The following is an 18676-nucleotide window of genomic DNA, read 5'->3' as shown; positions in this document are numbered from 1 at the left end:
ACCCATCCCCCTGCCATAGTCCCGTCAACGGCGCGCACACGTCCGAAAACGGAGCAGAAAGGCACAGCCCGATGCGGATTGAAAACAAGACATTCGAAGAACTCGCCCCCGGTGACCGCGCCGAGATTCGCCGCCTGATCACCCAGGACGACCTGATCGTTTTTGCCAACGTGTCGGGCAATCACAACCCGATGCACCTATTCGATCAGGATGGCGACGGCGACGGCGTGAACGAAGCGATCGCCCCCGGCATGTTTCTCGGATCGCTTATTTCGGCGGTGCTGGGCAACATCCTGCCCGGGGCGGGATCGTTGTATCACAGCCAGGACCTGAAGTTCGAAGGCCGCGCCCATGCCGGCGAAGAACTTTGCGCCCGGGTGACGGTGAAATCGGTCGATCCGGCCAGCCGCAGGGTTGTGATGGAAACCACGATCGACAGGATCTCCGACGGCGCCGTCTTGGTCAGCGGCACTGCCTGTATCGAAGCCCCCGATCACAAGTTGCACTACGACAGTCGCGACCTGCCCGGCCTGATCGTGCAACGCCACCGCCATTTCGAAAAACTGCTGGCGCTGGCCGAACCGCTGCCGGCGCTGAAAACCGCCGTCGTCTGCCCGGACGAGCCGAATTCTCTGGGCGGGGCGCTTTTGGCGCGGCAACACACGATCATCGACCCGATACTGGTCGGCGACGCGGCGAAGATCCGCGCCGTCGCGACCGATCTGGGGCAGACGCTGGACGGCATCGAAGTGATCGATGCCCCGGTTCACCGCGATGCCGCCCGGATGTGCGTACAGATGGTCAATGACGGCAAAGCGCAGGCGCTGATGAAGGGGCATCTGCATACCGACGACCTGCTGCGACCAGCATTGGACAAACAGACCGGGCTTCGGGCCGGGCGCCGCTTCACCCATGTCTTTGTCATGGACGTGCCGGGCCTGTCGCATCCTTTGCTGGTGTCCGACGCCGCGATCAACATCGCGCCGGACCTGAAGACCAAGATGGATATCTGCCAGAACGCCATCGACCTGGCCATTTCTCTGGGCATCGAGGAACCGAAAGTGGGCGTATTATCGGCGGTGGAAACCGTCAATCCCGACATGCCGTCCTCGGTCGATGCGGCGCTGCTGTCGAAAATGGCCGATCGCGGCCAGATCACCGGCGGTCTGGTCGAGGGGCCTCTGGCGATGGACAATGCCATCGATATCGCCGCTGCGCGGACCAAGGGGATCAAATCGCCGGTCGCCGGCCGGGCCGAGGTTCTGGTGGTGCCGAACCTCGATGCGGGCAACATGCTGGCGAAAATGCTCACCTATGTCAGCCATGCCGAAGGCGCCGGGCTGGTTCTGGGCGCGCGGGTGCCGATCATCCTCAACAGCCGTGCAGATGACGACATGGCGCGATTGGCCTCCTGCGCGGTGGCGGCCTTGCATCACCACCGGTTGAGCGGGGGCAAGGGATGAGCTATGCGCTGACGCTGAACGCCGGGTCCTCGTCGCTGAAATTCGGCCTGTTCGCACTGGGGGCGGACGAACCCGAACTGAGCGCCAACGGGCTGGCCGACCGGGTCGGCGGCGACGCCCGGCTGACACTGAAGGGCGCGGATGGCACGAAACTGCGTGATGCGGTGCCGATCCCGGCGGAGGGCGTGGTGGATCACCACGAAGCGCTGGTCGCGGCGTTGCATGAACTCGAGGACCATTTCCCGGGGGCGCAGATCGATACGGTCGGGCACCGGGTCGTGCATGGCGGAATGGATTACAGCGGCCCGACCGTGCTGTCGCCGGCCATCATCGATAAGCTGTCGACGTTGTCGCCCTTCGCGCCGCTGCACCAGCCGCATAACCTGGCCGGTGTCCGCGCCGCGATGGCAGCCTTTCCGCAGGCGGTGCAGGTGGCCTGTTTCGACACCGCGTTTCACCGCCACCACCCTTTCGTCAACGACGTCTTCGCCCTGCCCCGCGAATATTACGACAAGGGCGTGCGGCGCTACGGGTTCCACGGGCTGAGCTATGATTACATCTCGGGCGAACTGGCCCGGATTGCGCCGGACCTGCACGCGGGCCGCGTGGTGGTGGCGCATCTGGGCAACGGCGCGTCGATGTGCGGGCTGCGCGGCGGGCGGTCAGTGGCGTCTTCGATGGGGTTTTCGGCGCTGGACGGGTTGCCGATGGGCACCCGCACGGGGCAGCTCGACCCCGGCATCATCCTTTACCTGCTGCAACAGGAAGGGATGAGCGTCGAGGACATCATCACCCTGCTTTACAAGAAATCGGGGCTTCTGGGCCTGTCGGGGCTGAGCCATGACATGCGCACGCTGGAGGCCAGTGGCAGCGAGGGCGCGCGGCAGGCGATCGACTATTACACCTTCCGCGCCCGGCGCGAACTGGGCGGGCTGGCCGCGGCGCTCGAGGGGCTCGACGGGTTGGTGTTCTGCGGCGGGATCGGGGAAAATTCACGCCTGATCCGCGAACGCATCTGCAACGGGCTGCACTGGATCGGGATCGAGATCGACGACGAGGCCAACGCCGCCAACGCGCCGGTTATCAGCCGCCCGGATGCGCGGGTGAAGGTGATGGTCATTCCCACCAATGAGGAAATCGTCATCGCCCGCGCCTGCGCGGCCCTGGGCGTGCGCGGCGCCTGACCCACCGGTCAGGGCGCGATCACCTCGCGCCGCAGGGTATCGCGGTTGGCCGCGGCGTGGCGCGCGATGTCTTCCATCGGCGCGAACCAGACGTAGCCGGTTTCCAGTGCCCGTTCCAGCAGCTTTTCCATATGCCGCCAGCGCGCCAGCCGCCCGGTCAGGAACGGGTGCAGGATCGGCATCCAGAGCCCGCCTGCTTCGCGCATGGCATCGAATTCCTCGGCAAAGGCGCGAATCCCGTCCGACGGCGCGCGCACCGGCATCAGGTAATCGATTTCCCCGAAATGGGCGAAGGGCGGCCAGTCGTCGGTCCCCCAGTGGCCGGGGATTTCGATCAATTCGCCAGCGGGCCGTTCGACCAGATAGGGCAGATCGTCGGCCATCATCGAGCTGTCATAGAGGAAATCATGCGCGATCAGCCGGTCCAGCATCGGCGGCGTGATCGAATAGACCGGCGCGCGGTAGCCGCGCGGCTTGCGCCCGGTCATCTTCACATGCACCTCCAGCGCGCGTTCGAACAGTTCCGCCTCGCGCTCATCCGAATGCTGCATCGGGTCTTCGTGCATCCAGGAATGATGCCCGATCTCGTGCCCGTCCTTCAGGATCGCCTCGACCGTGTCGGGATAGTTCTGCATCACCCAGGCCGGCATGAAAAAGGTCTGTGTCAGCCCAAGGCGACGATAGGTGTCCAGGATGCGCGGCACCGCGACCGTCGGACCGTAGCGCCCCATCGAAATCGGCTGCAGTCGCAGTTCGGCGTCGTCAGGGCGCGCTTCCCGGATCAGGGAATCGGCATCGATATCAAAGGTCACACAGGCGGCGCAGCCTTTGCCTTCGGGCCAGCGGATCGGGTTTAGGAACATCGGTTACTCCTATCTTCGGGGATGTCGATCACCCGATACAAACGGAAAACAGCGCACCCATATCGTTGCGCAGGCGGGTCTCGATTTCGTCGCGGGTCATGTCGTCGGAGGAAATGAACTGAATGAAACGGGCGTTCTGAAGGTGGAACAGCGCCTTGCCCAGATGTACCGGGTCGACCTTTTCCGGGATGGCCCCTGCGGCCTGCGCCGCCTCGATCCGGTTGACCAGCACATAGGCCAGCTGCTGGTCGAGCTTGAAATAGGCCTCGCTCAGCCTGGTGCCCGCCTCGGTGGTGACGGCGGCGATGACCTGGCGCCAGATTTCCTTGTCCAGGTGGGTGATTGCGTGATCCATGATGACATGCGCAAACGCGACCACCAATTCGACCAGATCGATGTCTTCACGGGGCAGTGATTCGTTGAGTCGCGCGATCAGCGCCTCGTCGTTTTCCACTACCAGAGCAAGCAGAACACCCGCCTTGGTGCCGTAATAGTTATGAACGGTCACGCCGGAAACGCCCGTCGCCTCGGCGATGTTTTCGATGGTCGTCTTCTCATAACCCTTTTCTTTGAAAAGAGCTTTTGCGGATAAAACGATCCTTTTCCGTCGGTCTTCTTTCTGGCGTGCGCGCAGGGTCGTCAAACCTCGGCCTCCGTTTTTTATGCAAATCACTTTCACCACAACCTTAGCGTAATAAATTTTTTTATTGAATATAAATTTTGACTGGATACAGTTTTAGACACCGAAAGAACCAACAAAGACAAACAGCGAGGATATGACATGCGACCTTTCGTGAAGCTCGCCGCGACCGCGGCCCTGCTCCTGGGGGGCGGCACAAGTTTCGCCTCGGCCGATACGGTGAATGTGGGTGTTTGCGTTTCCTGGCCGGGCTACGCGATGCTCGAAGTCGCCCGCCAGAAGGACCTGATCCCGGATCACGACCTGAACATCACCATTTTCGAAGACCCGCTGGGTGGCCACGCCGCGCTGGCGGCGGGACAGCTGGATGTCTATGGCTGCACCGCCGATTACACCCCGCTGACCGTGGATCGCGGCACCGACGTGGTGAACGTGGCCTTCCTCAACCCGTCCTACGGCGTCGACCATGTGATCCTGTCACCGGGCATCGAAACCGCTGACCTGCCGGGCAAGAAGGTCGCCGCGCCGCAGGCCTATATCGGTCAGCTGCTGATGGGGATCTGGCTGGATTCGGTCGGCATCGCGCCCGATCAGGTCGAATGGGTGAACCTGAACGCGGACGAAGCCGTCGGCCCGATGATGTCGGACGACCTGGCCGCCGCCTACATGTACGAACCGTGGATTTCCAAGGTTCTGGAAGCCAAGCCCGGGGCAAAGAGCATCACCAACACGAGTGATCCGGACATCCTGAAGACCGGGATCTTCATGGACGCGCTATACATGAACAAGAACTTCATCGCCGAAAAGCGCGATGTCGCCCTGGACGTGCTGAAGGCCCGCTGGGAAGGCCTAGGGTACTGGAACCAGAACACCGAGGAAACCAATGAGCTGCTGGCCGATTTCCTGCAATGGCCGGCCGAAGACATCGGCTATGTGATCGGCACCGACGGCAAGAGCTTCGAAGGCGGCATCTACATGCTCGACTTCGATGAATCGGCCCGCCTGTGCGGCGTTCTGGACGGCGATGGCCCGTTCGGCATGTCCAACGGTTCGATGGTCGACTCGGTTGCCCTGACCAATGAGTGGTGGATCAAGCTTGGCCTGATGGACAACAAGGTCGATGCAGCCGCGGGCGTCGATTGTTCGCTGATGGGTGACCTTGTGAAGTCCGGCTATCGCCAGACCCTCACCGCGCACTAATCCGGTTTGGGGGCGCGCTTGCACGGCGCGCCCCGCCACACTTCTTTGGGATCAGGAAAGGGGCCACCGTGGCAGCACAAAGTTTTTTCGAACTGCGCAAACCGGTCAGGAGCCGACAGCGTCTTGTCTCCGCCCTCGGTATATGGGCGTGTTTTTTCGGTTTCTGGGTGTTCGCAACATCCGCAGGAATGGTGAACGAAATCCTTGTTCCCGCTCCTCAGACGGTTTTCGGAACCACTTGGGATCTGTTCATGGAGCGCGGCTTCGGCAGCGATGTCCTGATTTCGATCAGCCGCGTCCTGGGCGCCTTCGCGATGGCCTGCGCCGTCGCGGTACCGCTTGGGGTCATGATGGGGGCATTCCCCAGCGTCGAGGCGATCTTCGCCCCCTTCGTATCGGCCTGGCGTTACCTGCCGGCGCCGTCCTTCATCCCGATCCTGCTGATGTGGTTCGGCACCGGCGAAGCGCCCAAGCTGGCGCTGCTGTTTATCGGGGTCATCTTTTTTCTGATCACGCTGATCATGGACCACACGAAAAACGTCCGGCAGGAACTGGTTGAAACCGCGCTGACGCTTGGCGCGTCGCGTGCAACCGTCGTGATGAAGGTCGTTTTCCCCGCCGTTCTGCCCGATATCGTGGTCGCCATGCGGCAGATGCTGGCGATGGCTTGGACCTATCTCGTGATCGCGGAGATCGTCGCCTCCACCACCGGTATCGGCGCGATGATGATGCGCGCGCGGCGGTTCCTGAAAACCGACGAAATCCTGTCTGGGATCATCGTGATCGGCGTCCTGGGCCTGCTTTTCGACCTGTTGTTCGCGATGCTGCATCGCTGGGCCTTCCCCTATCTGAGGAAAAACTGACATGAGCGAGCAGAGCGCCCTTCAAATCCGCAACGTATCGAAAGTGTTCGAACTTGGCGGCGGCAAATCCGTGCAGGCGGTGCAGGATATCAGCTTCGAGGTCGAACAGAATTCGATCTGTGTTCTTCTGGGACCATCTGGCTGCGGCAAATCCACCGTGCTGCGTATGATGGCGGGCCTGGAAACTCCGTCAGATGGCGACATTGTGATCGGCGGGCGCACCGTGGACGGCCCCGGACAGGACCGCGGCATGGTGTTTCAGGCCTATACCTCCTTCGACTGGATGTCGGTCCGCAAGAACGTCGAATTCGGCATGAAGATCAACGGCGTCCCGGCGGCCGCACGGGCCGAACGGGCGGAGCGTTTCATCAACCTCGTCGGCCTTGGCAAATTCGCCGACGTGTACCCGTCGCAACTTTCGGGCGGCATGCGTCAGCGGGTGGCGATCGCCCGCACCTTGGCCAACGACCCGGAAGTTCTGCTGATGGACGAACCCTTCGGCGCGCTGGATGCCGAAACCCGCTGGCTGATGCAGGAACTGATGGTCAACGTAGCCGAACAGACCAACACCACGATGGTGATCGTGACCCACGACCTGGAAGAGGCGATTTTCCTCGCCGACAAGATCGTGTTCCTGTCGAGCCACCCGGGACGGCTGAAGGAAGAAATCAAACCGGCCTTCAAGAAGGGCGAGCGTATCGCCGACAAGGAAAAGGTCGTCAAGCTGGATGGCTACGGCGATCTGGAAGCGCATCTCATGCGCTTGATGCGCGAAGAAGGGCGCGGCACGTCATGACGGGCAAGGTCAGTTTCGATTTCAGTGGCAAATCGGTTCTGGTCACCGGCGCCAGCAGCGGCATCGGATTCGGAATCGCAACGGCGTTCGCCGAAGCCGGGGCCAATCTGACCATCCTGTCGGAAACCGATGCGATCCACGATGCCGCCGCCGCCCTACCGGGGGATGTGCGCGCGATCCGCTGCGATATTTCCGACGCCGCCATGGTGACCGAAGCGCTGGCCGATATCGACCGACTGGACGTGTTGGTGAACAATGCCGGACTGGAACGCCCCACGCCCCTGACCGGGCAGAACCCGCGCGGCAACGAAACCTTCGAACGGATCATGGCGATCAACGTCACCGGAACCCAGAACGTCACCGACACGCTGGTAGGCCGGATCGCCGATGGCGGGCGGATCATCCTGACCGCCTCGATCTGGTCGCGTACCGCGGTGCCGGGATTTTCGGCCTACGTGGCCAGCAAGCACGCCAATCTCGGTCTGGTGCGGACATGGGCGCAGGAACTGGGACCACGGCGCATCTGCGTCAACGCGGTCTGTCCCGGCTGGGTCAAGACCGGTCCGGCGATGAATTCTCTGCGCGAACTGGCCGAATCCAGCGGCCGCAGCGAGGACGAGGTGGCGGGCGAAGTCATGGCGGCGCAGGCGATCGATGGCCTGATGGAACCGAAAGACATTTCCGGCCTTTACCTGTTCCTCGCCTCGGAAGGTGGCGCCAATATCACCGGGCAGGCGATCAACATCGACCGGGGCGAGGTGATGGCATGACCCTGCAGGGAAAAACCGCGCTGGTCACCGGCGCCTCGCGCGGCATCGGTCGGGCGATTGCCCTGGCGCTGGCCGATGCCGGGGCCAAGGTGGCGTTCTGCCATCCCGGCGACACCCAGGCCGACCAGACCTTTGCCGAACTGTCCGAACGGACCTATGCGCGCGCCATTCTGGCTGACGTGTCCGACGAGGCGCAGGTCATCGCCATGTTCGACACCATCAGCGCAGACCTTGGAACCCCCGACATCCTGATCAACAACGCGGGCATCCTGCGCGAAACACCCTTGGCCGAAACGGATGCGACAGATTTCGACCGGGTGATCGCGGTGAATCTGCGCGGCGGCTTCCTGTGCAGCCGCGAATTCGTGCGCCGCACCGATACCGGGCGGATCATCAACATCGCCAGCGATCTGGGCCTTTTGGGGCGCGAGAACCTGGTGGCCTACAGCGCTTCCAAGGGCGGGGTGATCGCGATGACCCGCAGCCTGGCGCGCGAACTGGCCCCAAACATCCTGGTCAACGCGATCGCGCCCGGATCGATCGAAACCGACATGACCAGCCCTGCCAGCATGACGCCCGAACAGCTGGCCAAGGACATGGATACGCCGCTGGCGCGCTTCGGTCAGCCCGAAGACATCGCCGCGATGGCGGTGTTCCTGTGCGGGTCGGGTGGAAATTTCATCACCGGTCAATGCCTTGGCGTGAACGGTGGAAGCGTGATGACATGACAAAGGATGCCAAGATGAGCGACCCGTTTTTTCACCCGGTTTCCGGCTTTGACCTGCCCCGCTTCGCCGGGATTCCGAGCTTTATGCGCCTGCCGCATCTGACGCTGGACGATCCCCGCATCGCAGACGTTCAGGTCGGCATCATCGGGGTGCCGTGGGACAGCGGCACCACCAACCGCCCCGGCCCGCGTCACGGGCCGCGCCAGCTGCGCGACATGTCCACCATGATCCGGGCGCAGAACGGCGCCACCGGCGTGCGGCCGTTCGAGATGATCAACTGCGCCGATCTCGGCGACGTTCCGCCGAACCCGGCCGACCTGATGGACAGCATGAACCGCATCACCGAGTTCTACGACAAGGTCCTGTCGGCAGGGTTGATCCCGCTGACGGCGGGCGGCGATCACCTGTCCTCGCTGCCGATCCTGCGGTCGCTGGGCAAGGCGGCGCCGTTGGGCATGATCCATTTCGACAGCCACACCGATCTGTTCAAGGATTACTTCGGCGGCACGCAATATACCCACGGCACCCCCTTCCGCCGCGCGGTGGAAGAGGGCCTTCTGGACCCCAAGCGCGTGGTGCAGATCGGCATTCGCGGTTCCACCTATGACAGCGAGGACCGCGATTTCGCCGATGCCGTCGGCATCCGCATCATCCCGATCGAGGAATTCCACGCCCGTGGCCCCGAAGACGTGATGGTAGAAGCCAAGGAAATCGTCGGCACCTCGCCCACCTACATTTCCTACGACATCGATTTCGTCGATCCCGCCTTCGCGCCGGGCACCGGCACGCCGGAAGTAGGCGGGCCCAATTCCTACCAAGCGCTGCAGGTGGCGCGGATGCTCGACGGGGTGGATATCGTCGGCGCTGACCTCGTCGAGGTGTCGCCGCCCTTCGATGGCAGCGGATCGACCGCTTTCCTGGGCGTGTCGATCATGTTCGAAATCCTGTGCAATATCGCACTCAACCTCAAGGGTTGAGCCGAAACGGCCCCCCACTCACGGAAAATGGCCGACCTGCATCGCAGGAAGAAGGGAACGGCGCCTCGGCGCCGTTTCTTTGCGTTTCAGGCGTCGAGGTTCTCGGCAGCCTCGGCAATCAGCGTGAGCGCGCGCGGCGCATCTTCCAGCTCATGCGCCATGAGCAGGGCAAGCTTGGCCAGATACAGCTCACGCTTCTCCGCCCCCAGGTCATCCAGCCGGTTGGCCAGCGCTTCATAGATGGTTTCGACCTCGGCAGGCGTCATTTGTTATCTCCCGCGGTGGCGCGGGCGAAGGCCGCGCGTAGGGTTTCCGGCGTGGCCCGCGTCCAGCGGGCGGCGATATGCAGATCGGGACGGATCAGATAGGCGCTGTGCGGCCCGGCGGCCAGAACCTCGGCCGCCTCCGACCCGGGGTCCAGCAGCACCACGTCCAAATCGAGGTCGGCAACGCCCTGCGCCAGTCCTTCGTCGAAGGTGAGCAGCGTAAAACCTGCACCCAGCAGATCGGTCAGAAACCCGTCGCGCACCCGCGCCTCGGGCAGCACCGCGCCGGGAACCGGGCCGCCGTCGAAACCGGGATCGTCGGACGCGACCACGGGGCTGTCGGCATAGGTATAGGGCGTCATCTGGCGCGGGTTGGCCAGTTCGCCGGCGAACGGATGGTCGAGCGCAAGGCTCAGCGCCGCGTCGCGCATCAATTGCCAGCCGGGGCTGGGCGGTGTCATGAAACGCGCCGATTTCGACGCATTGGCGAAGACGTCCAGCGTCGCGCCGCGCCGTTCAGGTGTGTAGCTGTCGAGCAGGGACATCCCTGCCCGCCCCTGCATCACAAAGGCCAGTTTCCACGCGATGTTATGGGCATCGGCCAGACCGTTGTTCAGCCCGCGCACCCCGAAGATCGGTACGATATGGGCGCTGTCACCGATGAAAAACACCCGCCAGTCGCGGTAATCGTCCAGCGCCAGCGTGTTGGCGGAATAGATGCTCCACCATTCCAGATCCCAATCGCCGGTGTGGCCGATTTCCTCCAGCACCGACGCCACCGTCTGGCGCACGTTTTCCTCGCGGATCGCCTCGGCATCGTCTTCGTCATCGCGCAGCTGGTAATCGATGCGCCAGATATTGTCGGGTTGCTTGTGCACCAGGATCGTCCCGCCCCGTCTGCAATCGGGATCGAACAGCGCCCGGCGGATGGTCGGGTAATCGTGATCCATCTGCACGTCTGCGATGACATAGCGACCCTCGTAGTTTTCGCCGCGCAGCCGCAGCCCGCGCATCTGCCGGATGGCGCTGCGCGCCCCGTCAGCGGCAAGCAGCCAATCGGCCCGCATTCGGTAGCTGCCTTCGGGGTCTTCGATTGTCAGCGTGACAGCGCCCTCGGCATCCTCCACCCCGCTCACCCGGCTTTGCCAGCGGGCGTCGATCAGCGACTCGCGCGCAACGGCCTCCCACAGGTACTGTTCGATATATTGCTGTTCGATATTGTACATCGGGCGGTATTTTTCCCGCGCGCTGTCGGGCATGTCGAATTCGAGGATCTGGCGTCCGCGATAGAAGGTCCGCCCGGTGGTCCAAGGCAGCGACTTTTCCAGAAACGGATCAACCGCGCCGATGTCTTCGAGGATGTGATAGCTCTGCCGGGCGACGCAGATCGCTCGGCTGCCGTCGTTGAACGTGTCCTTGGCGTCGAACAACACCGACCGCACACCGTGGCGCGCCAGCGCCAGCGCCGCCGTCATTCCGACCGGCCCCGCGCCGATGATGGCGACCGGCGCGGCATCGGACAACCCATCGCGGTCCTGCGGCGGGTCGAAATGCGGATAGGTGAAATAAAGCGATTGCGTCTCGCTGCGTCCGGCTGGCCTCATCTTTGTCCTCCTTGGGCTTGGCCCCGGGTGTAGCGGAAAAGCGCGCGCATTGTCTGTCCCCTTTGCGGAGGGACATGGTAGTCAGGGGCATGAATTCATTCGCGCATCACGTTGAAACCTGTCTTGCCCGGATCGGCACCGAAGACTTCGCCACGGCTTTCGCCGATTTCGCCGAAACGCTGGGCGTCGATCAGATCATGGTCTTCGCCATCGCGGGGGATCACGCACGCTGTCTGCTGTCGCGCCATTTCCACCATGCGGTGCTGGCAGGCAAGCTGGCCGCGACCTATCTCGACGGCTGGTTCCTGCAGGACCCGCTGCTGCCGGAATTGCGGCGGACGTCCCCGGGCACGGTATCGCTGCACCGCCTTGGCGGGATCGGGGCGGAGATGGGCGACGACTATCGCCGGATCTTCTTCGACGAACCGGGGCTGAAGGCCAAGACGACGCTGATCGCCGTCGGCGACCACCTGCGGCTGTTCGTCAGCCTGTACCAGTCGGAAGGGACAGAAACGTACTGCGATGCCGATCTTGCGCGGCTGGCCGGGCGGCTGGCGCTGATGCATTTCGAACGGTTGTCCGAAGACGGCTCGCCGCCGCCTCTGGCCGTTCTGAGCGAGAGGGAACGCGCGGTCTGCCTTGGCGTCCTGTCGGGGCAAAAGGCCGAAGCGATTGCGGCGGACCTCGGAATCGCCGCCTCGACCGTGATCACCTATCGCAAACGCGCCTACGCGAAACTGGGCATCACCTCGCGCGCGGGACTGTTCGCGATCTGCGCCAGATGACGGGGCACAAGAAAAACGCCGCCCGGTCGGGGCGGCGTTGATTTCAATCGTTGGTCCTGCTCAGCGCGCGCGCAGCGACATCGCAGAAATACTGCGCCCCGATCGGCAGGATGTCGTCGTTGAAGTTGTAATTCGGGCTATGCAGGTTGCGCCCGCCTTCGGCCGATCCGTTGCCGATCCAGATATAGGCCCCGGGCCTGTCGTTCAGCATGAAGGCGAAATCCTCGGCCGCCATGCTGGGCGGCAGGGCCGCATCGACAGCGTCTTCGCCAACGACGCTTTGCGCCGCCTCGAGCGCCAGAGCGGCGGCAGAGGCATCGTTGATGGTGGCCGGGTAGCGCCGCGTGTAATCCAGTTCGGCCCTTGCATGATAGGCGTCGGCGATGGCCTGTGCCCGGTGTGCCATTTCGGCCTCAAGGAAATCGCGGGTTTCGGGGCGGAAGGTCCGCACCGTGCCGCGCAGGGTGATCCGTTCCGGGATGACGTTCAAGGTATCGCCCGCGAATAACTGGGTGATGGAAATCACCGCCGGGTCGACCGGCGCGATGGCGCGGCTGACCAGCGTTTGCCAGGACATCTGCACCTGCGCCGCCAAGGTGATCGGATCGATACCTTCATGCGGCATGGCACCGTGGCTGCCGCGCCCGATCAGGCGCAGTTCGAACGTGTCGAACGCGGCCATCACCGGGCCGGAATGCACCGCGAAGCGCCCCGTCTCGAGCCCTGGCCAGTTATGCATGGAGTAAACCTGATCGACCGGAAAACGTTCGAACAGACCATCTTCGATCATCACCCGCGCGCCGCCTTCGTTTTCCTCGGCGGGCTGGAAGATGAACACCACGGTCCCCGGCCCCGGTGGGTTGGCGGCCATGTGCCTGGCCGCGCCCAGAAGCATGGTCGTGTGGCCGTCATGACCGCAGGCGTGCATCTTGCCGGGAGCGGTCGATGCATAGGGCAAGCCGGTCGTTTCGGTCACGTCCAGCGCATCGATATCGGCACGCAGCCCCACCGACCAGCCCGCGCCGTTACGCAGGATGCCGACAACCCCGGTGCCGCCGATCCCTTCGTGCACCTCAAGCCCCATCGCGCGCAGTTCGCCGGCGATAAAGGTGGCGGTGCGGTGTTCTTCGAAGGCGGTTTCGGGATGCGCGTGCAGGTCCCGGCGCCATTCCGTGAGCTGCGGAGCCATAGCTTGAATATCGTCGGCGATACGCATCGGTTCATCCCATCCAGATTGTCAGCCCAACACCGAGGGCGAGGCCGACAAGCAGCCACGCAACGCGGTCGATCAGCGGTATATGTCCACCGGCAGCGGCGGGCGTGACAGTGGTGGCCGCCGGGCTGGTCGCTTGGGCAGCGGTGCCTGTGCCCGTGGCGGCGTCTTCCCCGCCGGTCAGGACGCGCGAGAAACCCGCGAAGAAATCGTCAGCCGTCTTTTTTGCCACGCCCTGGATCAGACGGCCGCCGACGCTGGCCAGCTTGCCGCCGATATCGGCGTCGGCCTCATAGCTCAGCCGTGTGCCGTCGCCTTCGGGGGTCAGCGTTATCCGGGCTTCGCCCTTGGCGAAACCCGCAGGTCCCCCCTGCCCGCGCCCCTTCAGCGTGTAGGATTTCGGCGGGTTCAGGTCAGCCAGTTCCACCTTGCCCTTGAAGGTCGCAGATACCGGGCCAACCTTGGCCACGACGGTGGCGGTGAATTCATTGTCGCCGGTCTGTTCCATCGCCTTGCAGCCAGGGATGGAACGGCCCAGCACCCCGGGATCGTTCAGGCCCTGCCACACCGTTTCCGGCGTGGCAGGGATCAGGGCGCTGCCTTCAAACCGCATCCCCGCCTCCTGTCATCTGCGTATAGACGCGGTAAAGCGCCTGCGTCCCGTCTTCGCCAAAGCCGCCGTCGATCAGTTTCTGGTAAAGACCGCGCGCCAGGGTCAGGCCCGGCAGGTCGATCTTCATCCGCTCGGCCTCGGCCAGGGCGATCGACATGTCTTTGACGAAGTGATGCACGAAGAAGCCGGGCGCGTAATCGCCCGCCACCATCTTCGGTCCCAACCCGTTGAGCAGGAAGCTCGAGGCCGCGCCGGTGCCGATCGCGTCGAGAACCGCGCTCTGATTCAGTCCGGCGGCCTTGGCGTAGGACAGGCTTTCGCTCACCGCCAGCATGGTCGATGCGATGGCGATCTGGTTGGCCATCTTGGTATGCTGTCCTGCGCCCGCCGCGCCCATATGCACGATGTTTTCGCCCATCGCGTCGAACAGCGGCATCGCGGTATCAAAGGCCGCCGCGTCGCCGCCGACCATGATCGCCAGCTTGCCCGCCTTGGCGCCCACATCGCCGCCCGATACCGGCGCGTCCAGCGCCGCCAGCCCGCGTTTACCCGCCGCCTCGGCAATCCGCTGCGCCAGTTCGGGGCTCGACGTGGTCATGTCGATCAGGATCGCGCCATCACGGGCGCGTTCGACGATGCCGCCGGGGGCGAGGTAGACGTCCTCGACATCCTTGGGATAGCCGACGATGGTGATCACGACATCGCAGCATGCGGCGACATCGCCGGGGCTGTCCTGCCAGACCGCGCCCTTGGCGACCAGATCGTCGGCCTTGGCCTGGGTCCGGTTATAGACGTGCAGATCGTGACCGGCGGCGAGGATATGCCCTGCCATGCTTTGCCCCATGATCCCCAGCCCGATGAAACCGACCGTCATCTTTTCCGTCGAAGTGCTCATGCCCTGTCCGTCCTTCTGTCTGTGGTGCCCGGCGTTCCGAGAGTGGTGGTGTCGTGAGTGGTGGCGCTCGGGTTCGAAAGTTTTGTTTGCGGTTTGAAATTCCCGGCCCCGCGCAGCAGCGCGCGCAGCCGTTGCGGCGACAGGGGCATCTGTTCGGCGGTTACGCCCAGCGGTGCCAGAGCGTCATTGACCGCCCCCGCGATCACCCCGATCGCGCCCATGATGCCGCCCTCGGCCATGCCCTTGATACCCGCCGGGGTTTTCCGGTTCGGGGTATGCATCGGGATGATCTCGATATTCGGCAATTCGCAGGATGTCGCGACAAGGTAATCGGCCAGCGTCGCGCTGAGGTTCTGGCCGTTTTCATCATAAACCACCTGTTCCAGCAACGCGCCGCTCAGCCCCATCGCAACCGCGCCCTGCTGCTGGCCCTTCACGACCAGCGGGTTGAGCACGGTGCCGCAATCCTCGGCGACGAGGTAGCGGGCGATATGCAGCTTGCCGGTGGCCGGGTCGAGTTCGACCTCGCAAGCATGGGTGGCGTTGGAATAGGTCATCGCCGGCGGGTCATAGGTCAGCGACACGTCGAGCCCGGGTGTAATCCCTTCGGGCAAGGCCGTCGGGTCGAGATAGGCACGCCGTGCGACATCGGCCAGCGACAGGCCGGTGGGCTGCCATGCCTCTTCCAACCGCCGCTCGACCTGACCGTTATGGAGGCGCAGGCCCTGCGTGTCGTTCAGGTTCAGCATTCCGGCAGCGATCGCCAGAACCTTGGCCTGTGCCTTCTGCGCACAAAGATACAGCGTACCGCCACCCGCCGTTGCGCCCCGCGCACCGCGGCTGCCCATGCCGTAAGGGGCGACATCGGTATGGCCCAACTGGATACGAACGGCTTCGGGCGCGACGCCCAGTCCCTCGGCCACGGCTTGCGACAGCGGCGTTTCATAGCCCTGCCCCGATCCCATCAACCCGACGGACGCATTCACCACGCCCGAGGGTTCGAGCCGCACCCAGGCCGCTTCGTGGCCGGAACCGGGAATGCCCGCCGCCTTGTAGAACTGCGATCCGTAAGTGGTGGATTCCACCACCGTGCACAGGCCGAGACCCAGCAACCGGCCATCCTTCCGCGCGCGGGCCTGCCGCTCGCGGAAGTCGTGCAGGTCGATCCCCGCGACTGCCGCTTCCAGCGTTTCCAGCGGCGTCACGTCCTCCAGCACCTCGCCGGTGGCCATGGTGTAGGGCATGTCATCCGGGCCAAGCGCGTTGATCCGGCGCACCTCGACCGGGTCGAGCCCCAGGTCGCGCGCCACGGCGTCGATGGTTCCTTCCATCACCCAACTGGTGATCGCCATCGGCGCCCGCATCGGGCCGTTGCCGCATTTGTTGGTAAGCACCACCTTCACGTCGAAGGCGTAGTCGGCGATCTTGTACGGGCCGGTCAGGATCATCGCGATCACCCGCGCCATGTAATTGGCGGGATAGAAGCAATAGGCGCCGAAATCTTCGGTCAGTTCCAGTTCCAGCCCCGTAATGCGGCCATCGGAACGCACCGAAGCGCGGGTCACGCATTGGGTTTCGCGCGCATGGCTGGCCGAGGTCAGGTTTTCCAGCCGGTCTTCGCGCCAGCGCACCGGCCGGTCCAGATGACGGGCCAGCGCCGCGACGGTCAGTTCCTCGCGGTAAAGCGCGATCTTCTGGCCGAAGCCGCCGCCGATATCGGGGCTGATCACCGTGACCTGCGTTTCGTCCAGCCCCAGCCGCGCGGCAAGCTGCCCGCGCATCGGATGCGGCGCCTGAGTGCCGATATGCATGCTCAGATGCGCGCGCCCGGCATCCCAGTCGGCAAGACAGCCGCGAGTTTCCATCGGTACGTGGGTGTGGCGATGTAGACCGAAACGCGCTTCGACCACCCGGTCGGCATCGGCACGGCGCGCCGCCGGATCACCGGCGCTGAAGCTTTGATGCGACACCAGGTTGTCGGGCAGCGTGTCATCGACAAGCGGCGCGTCCGCGGCCAGCGCGGTGTCGGTATCGGCAACGCAGGGCAACGGGTCATAATCGACCTCGACCAGTTCGGCGGCGTCTTCCGCGACATAGCGGTCCGTCGCCACCACTACCGCCACCGGATCGCCGTGAAAACGCACCTTGTCGATCGGCAGCGTCGTCATCTCGACCGGATGCAGCCCCTCGATCGGCGGTGCCAGCCGCAACGGGGCGGTCCATCCGGCCAGGTCCTTGCCGGTGAACACGCCCACCACGCCGGGCAGATCGCGCGCCACCTGCGTGTCGATGCCGTTGATTTTGGCATGGGCGTGCGGCGAGCGCACGAAACAGACCTGCAACGCGCCCGCAATCGCGACATCGTCGAGATAGCGCCCCTTGCCGGTCAGGAAGCGCCGGTCTTCCTTGCGCGGCAGCGGTTTGCCGATATGGGTGAAGGGCGTATCCGCTGTCATGACCGCTTTCCTTGCCGCATCACTCGGGCGGCCTTGAGGATGGCCGTCACGATATTCTGGTAGCCGGTGCAGCGGCACAGGTTGCCCGACAGCACATCGCGGATTTCGGCCTCGTCCGGGTCGGGATTGTCGCGCAGGTAGGCCTCAAACGTCATCACGATACCGGCGGTGCAGAAGCCGCATTGCAGCCCGTGTTCTTCGTGCAGCGCTTGCTGCAGCGGGCTGAGGGTTTCGCCATCGGCCACGGATTCGATGGTGGTCAGTTCGTGGCCCTCCATCTGCACCGCATAGGTCAGGCAAGCCCGCGAAGGCTGACCGTCAATCAGGATCGTGCAGGCGCCGCAGACGCCGTGTTCGCATCCCACATGGGTGCCGGTCAGGTGCAGGTCGTCGCGCAACACGTCGGACAGCAGCTTGCGCGGCGGCACGGTCAGGTCATGCGTTTCGCCGTTCACGACAAGCGATATGGACACCGGGGCGGTCATTTCTGGCCCCGCTTTCCGGCAGCGTCCAGCAGGGCGTGCCGGATCATGGTTTCGACCAGTTCGCGACGATAGGCGGCAGGCACTTCGGCATTTTCCTCGGGGTTGATGGCGGCGGCGGTTTCGGCGGCCAGTCTGGCGGCTGTTTCGGCGTCGATTGGGTTACCGACCGCTGCGGCCTCGATAGCGTGCATCCGCTGCGGCACCGGGCCGGTGCCGCCCAGTCCCAGCCGCATCTCTTCCACGGCGGCGGCGGCGGCGGCGTCGAAGCGCAGCGTCAACGCCACGCCGACGATGGCGAAATCGCCGTGGCGGCGGCTGAACAGGTCGAAGGAACTGTATTCATCAGCCGTTTGGCGCGGGAAACGAAGGGCGGTGACAATCTCGTCCTCGCCCAGATCGACCGTCATGATGGATTGCAGGAAATCGGCAGCGGGAACCACCCGTTCCCCGCGAACCGAGCGCAGCACCACATCGACGCCCAGCGTCACGGCGATCAGCGGCAGTTGCGCCGCCGGGTCAGCATGCACGAGGCTGCCGCCGATGGTGCCGCGCTGGCGGATCGCGTAATGGCCGATGGTGCGCGCGGCCTTGGCCAGAAGCGGCAGGTCGCGCGCGACCTCGGGTGCGGTGGCAAGCCGGTGATGACGGGTCAGGCCGCCGATTTCGATCACGTCACCCAGATCGCGGACATAGTCCAGTTCCAGCAAATCGTTCAGATCGACCAGATGGCCAGGCCGCGCCAGACGCATGTTCAGCATCGGCCCAAGACTCTGCCCGCCACCCAATGGTTTGGCATCGGACCCGAAGCGCGCCATCAGGTTCAGCGCCTCGTCGACATCGCCGGGCCGATGGTAGGTGAAAGGGGCGGGTTTCAT

General features: G+C 64.2%; 18 protein-coding genes and 1 pseudogene. 9 read left to right on the top strand and 10 right to left on the bottom strand.

The genetic code is table 11. The annotated features are described in order from the left end of the window. The first annotated feature begins 71 nt into the window (after nucleotides 1–71). Both IT775_RS01295 and IT775_RS01290 read left to right on the top strand, forming a co-directional pair. Nucleotides 72–1463 (top strand): bifunctional enoyl-CoA hydratase/phosphate acetyltransferase, encoded by a 1392-nt coding sequence (locus IT775_RS01295; protein WP_212699254.1) that lies wholly within the window; start codon nucleotides 72–74, stop codon nucleotides 1461–1463. Then, nucleotides 1460–2647 (top strand): acetate/propionate family kinase, encoded by a 1188-nt coding sequence (locus IT775_RS01290; protein WP_212699253.1) that lies wholly within the window; start codon nucleotides 1460–1462, stop codon nucleotides 2645–2647. Before IT775_RS01295 ends, IT775_RS01290 begins: the two co-directional genes overlap by 4 nt. 8 nt (nucleotides 2648–2655) lie before the next feature. Here IT775_RS01290 and IT775_RS01285 read toward each other — a convergent pair whose 3' ends face one another. Together IT775_RS01285 and IT775_RS01280 are read right to left on the bottom strand one after the other, a co-directional pair. Next, nucleotides 2656–3510 carry a polysaccharide deacetylase family protein gene (locus IT775_RS01285; protein ID WP_212699252.1) on the bottom strand — a complete coding sequence of 285 codons (855 nt, stop codon included), beginning with the start codon at nucleotides 3508–3510 and terminating at the stop codon, nucleotides 2656–2658. Between the two features lie 28 nt (nucleotides 3511–3538). Then, nucleotides 3539–4183, bottom strand: coding sequence for a TetR/AcrR family transcriptional regulator (locus IT775_RS01280; protein ID WP_343231091.1), 645 nt, complete (start codon nucleotides 4181–4183; stop codon nucleotides 3539–3541). A 108-nt stretch (nucleotides 4184–4291) separates the two neighbouring features. Between IT775_RS01280 and IT775_RS01275 the strand changes: the two genes are divergently transcribed. The 6 genes from IT775_RS01275 to speB all read left to right on the top strand — a co-directional run bounded on the left by IT775_RS01275 (nucleotide 4292) and on the right by speB (nucleotide 9484). Next, the gene (locus tag IT775_RS01275; protein WP_212699250.1) at nucleotides 4292–5350 is read left to right on the top strand and encodes an ABC transporter substrate-binding protein; all 1059 of its coding nucleotides are present in this window, start codon (nucleotides 4292–4294) and stop codon (nucleotides 5348–5350) included. A 188-nt stretch (nucleotides 5351–5538) separates the two neighbouring features. Continuing rightward, nucleotides 5539–6213 carry an ABC transporter permease gene (locus IT775_RS01270; RefSeq protein WP_246525204.1) on the top strand — a complete coding sequence of 225 codons (675 nt, stop codon included), beginning with the start codon at nucleotides 5539–5541 and terminating at the stop codon, nucleotides 6211–6213. 1 nt (nucleotide 6214) lies between these two features. After that, nucleotides 6215–7009, top strand: a complete 795-nt coding sequence (locus IT775_RS01265) for an ABC transporter ATP-binding protein (RefSeq protein WP_212699248.1) — start codon at nucleotides 6215–6217, stop codon at nucleotides 7007–7009. Beyond that, nucleotides 7006–7779, top strand: a complete 774-nt coding sequence (locus tag IT775_RS01260; protein ID WP_212699247.1) for an SDR family NAD(P)-dependent oxidoreductase — start codon at nucleotides 7006–7008, stop codon at nucleotides 7777–7779. The genes IT775_RS01265 and IT775_RS01260 overlap by 4 nt, the downstream gene beginning before the upstream one ends. Beyond that, complete coding sequence (locus tag IT775_RS01255) at nucleotides 7776–8507, top strand: SDR family NAD(P)-dependent oxidoreductase (protein ID WP_212699246.1); 732 nt, start codon at nucleotides 7776–7778, stop codon at nucleotides 8505–8507. The genes IT775_RS01260 and IT775_RS01255 overlap by 4 nt, the downstream gene beginning before the upstream one ends. Before the next feature lie 14 nt (nucleotides 8508–8521). Next, nucleotides 8522–9484, top strand: coding sequence for an agmatinase (gene speB, locus IT775_RS01250; RefSeq protein WP_212699245.1), 963 nt, complete (start codon nucleotides 8522–8524; stop codon nucleotides 9482–9484). A gap of 86 nt (nucleotides 9485–9570) precedes the next feature. Here the strand turns inward: speB and IT775_RS01245 are convergent, their stop codons facing one another. Both IT775_RS01245 and IT775_RS01240 read right to left on the bottom strand, forming a co-directional pair. Beyond that, the gene (locus IT775_RS01245; protein WP_212699244.1) at nucleotides 9571–9750 is read right to left on the bottom strand and encodes a hypothetical protein; all 180 of its coding nucleotides are present in this window, start codon (nucleotides 9748–9750) and stop codon (nucleotides 9571–9573) included. Then, nucleotides 9747–11354, bottom strand: coding sequence for an FAD-dependent monooxygenase (locus tag IT775_RS01240; protein WP_212699243.1), 1608 nt, complete (start codon nucleotides 11352–11354; stop codon nucleotides 9747–9749). Before IT775_RS01240 ends, IT775_RS01245 begins: the two co-directional genes overlap by 4 nt. An 89-nt stretch (nucleotides 11355–11443) precedes the next feature. On the opposite strand from IT775_RS01240, the gene IT775_RS01235 reads away from it, so the two are divergent. After that, nucleotides 11444–12139: a helix-turn-helix transcriptional regulator gene (locus IT775_RS01235; RefSeq protein ID WP_212699242.1), complete on the top strand. Its 696-nt coding sequence runs from the start codon at nucleotides 11444–11446 to the stop codon at nucleotides 12137–12139. A gap of 43 nt (nucleotides 12140–12182) precedes the next feature. On the opposite strand, the gene IT775_RS01230 is transcribed toward IT775_RS01235, so the two are convergent. From IT775_RS01230 to IT775_RS01205, 6 genes and pseudogenes are all read right to left on the bottom strand, one after another. Further along, a complete protein-coding gene (locus tag IT775_RS01230; RefSeq protein ID WP_246525202.1) occupies nucleotides 12183–13328 on the bottom strand; it encodes a M20 aminoacylase family protein in 1146 nt (381 codons plus the stop codon). Nucleotides 13329–13359: 31 nt separating this feature from the next. Beyond that, a complete protein-coding gene (locus IT775_RS01225; protein ID WP_212699240.1) occupies nucleotides 13360–13965 on the bottom strand; it encodes an SRPBCC family protein in 606 nt (201 codons plus the stop codon). After that, nucleotides 13955–14866, bottom strand: a pseudogene (locus IT775_RS21530) (NAD(P)-dependent oxidoreductase); the annotation flags it as partial. The pseudogene IT775_RS21530 and the gene IT775_RS01225, both read right to left, overlap by 11 nt. Then, nucleotides 14857–17316, bottom strand: coding sequence for a xanthine dehydrogenase family protein molybdopterin-binding subunit (locus tag IT775_RS01215; RefSeq protein WP_212699238.1), 2460 nt, complete (start codon nucleotides 17314–17316; stop codon nucleotides 14857–14859). The pseudogene IT775_RS21530 and the gene IT775_RS01215, both read right to left, overlap by 10 nt. Further along, nucleotides 17313–17801 (bottom strand): (2Fe-2S)-binding protein, encoded by a 489-nt coding sequence (locus IT775_RS01210; RefSeq protein WP_212699237.1) that lies wholly within the window; start codon nucleotides 17799–17801, stop codon nucleotides 17313–17315. The genes IT775_RS01215 and IT775_RS01210 overlap by 4 nt, the downstream gene beginning before the upstream one ends. After that, nucleotides 17798–18676: an FAD binding domain-containing protein gene (locus IT775_RS01205; protein WP_212699236.1), complete on the bottom strand. Its 879-nt coding sequence runs from the start codon at nucleotides 18674–18676 to the stop codon at nucleotides 17798–17800. Before IT775_RS01205 ends, IT775_RS01210 begins: the two co-directional genes overlap by 4 nt.

Origin of the sequence: Thalassovita aquimarina (genome assembly GCF_018219815.1) — a bacterium.
Classification (GTDB): Bacteria; Pseudomonadota; Alphaproteobacteria; order Rhodobacterales; family Rhodobacteraceae; genus Thalassobius; species Thalassobius aquimarinus.
This window is presented reverse-complemented; position numbering and strand designations above follow the sequence as displayed.

Coding starts and splice junctions, on each gene's coding strand:
- IT775_RS01215 (WP_212699238.1), bottom strand. CDS start 17,316: ATGACAGCGGATACGCCCTTCACCCATATCGGCAAACCGCTGCCGCGC.
- IT775_RS01265 (WP_212699248.1), top strand. CDS start 6,215: ATGAGCGAGCAGAGCGCCCTTCAAATCCGCAACGTATCGAAAGTGTTC.
- IT775_RS01235 (WP_212699242.1), top strand. CDS start 11,444: ATGAATTCATTCGCGCATCACGTTGAAACCTGTCTTGCCCGGATCGGC.
- IT775_RS01205 (WP_212699236.1), bottom strand. CDS start 18,676: ATGAAACCCGCCCCTTTCACCTACCATCGGCCCGGCGATGTCGACGAG.
- IT775_RS01290 (WP_212699253.1), top strand. CDS start 1,460: ATGAGCTATGCGCTGACGCTGAACGCCGGGTCCTCGTCGCTGAAATTC.
- IT775_RS01270 (WP_246525204.1), top strand. CDS start 5,539: ATGGTGAACGAAATCCTTGTTCCCGCTCCTCAGACGGTTTTCGGAACC.
- IT775_RS01275 (WP_212699250.1), top strand. CDS start 4,292: ATGCGACCTTTCGTGAAGCTCGCCGCGACCGCGGCCCTGCTCCTGGGG.
- IT775_RS01260 (WP_212699247.1), top strand. CDS start 7,006: ATGACGGGCAAGGTCAGTTTCGATTTCAGTGGCAAATCGGTTCTGGTC.
- IT775_RS01210 (WP_212699237.1), bottom strand. CDS start 17,801: ATGACCGCCCCGGTGTCCATATCGCTTGTCGTGAACGGCGAAACGCAT.
- IT775_RS01240 (WP_212699243.1), bottom strand. CDS start 11,354: ATGAGGCCAGCCGGACGCAGCGAGACGCAATCGCTTTATTTCACCTAT.
- IT775_RS01225 (WP_212699240.1), bottom strand. CDS start 13,965: ATGCGGTTTGAAGGCAGCGCCCTGATCCCTGCCACGCCGGAAACGGTG.
- IT775_RS01255 (WP_212699246.1), top strand. CDS start 7,776: ATGACCCTGCAGGGAAAAACCGCGCTGGTCACCGGCGCCTCGCGCGGC.
- IT775_RS01295 (WP_212699254.1), top strand. CDS start 72: ATGCGGATTGAAAACAAGACATTCGAAGAACTCGCCCCCGGTGACCGC.
- IT775_RS01230 (WP_246525202.1), bottom strand. CDS start 13,328: ATGGCTCCGCAGCTCACGGAATGGCGCCGGGACCTGCACGCGCATCCC.
- IT775_RS01245 (WP_212699244.1), bottom strand. CDS start 9,750: ATGACGCCTGCCGAGGTCGAAACCATCTATGAAGCGCTGGCCAACCGG.
- speB (WP_212699245.1), top strand. CDS start 8,522: ATGAGCGACCCGTTTTTTCACCCGGTTTCCGGCTTTGACCTGCCCCGC.
- IT775_RS01285 (WP_212699252.1), bottom strand. CDS start 3,510: ATGTTCCTAAACCCGATCCGCTGGCCCGAAGGCAAAGGCTGCGCCGCC.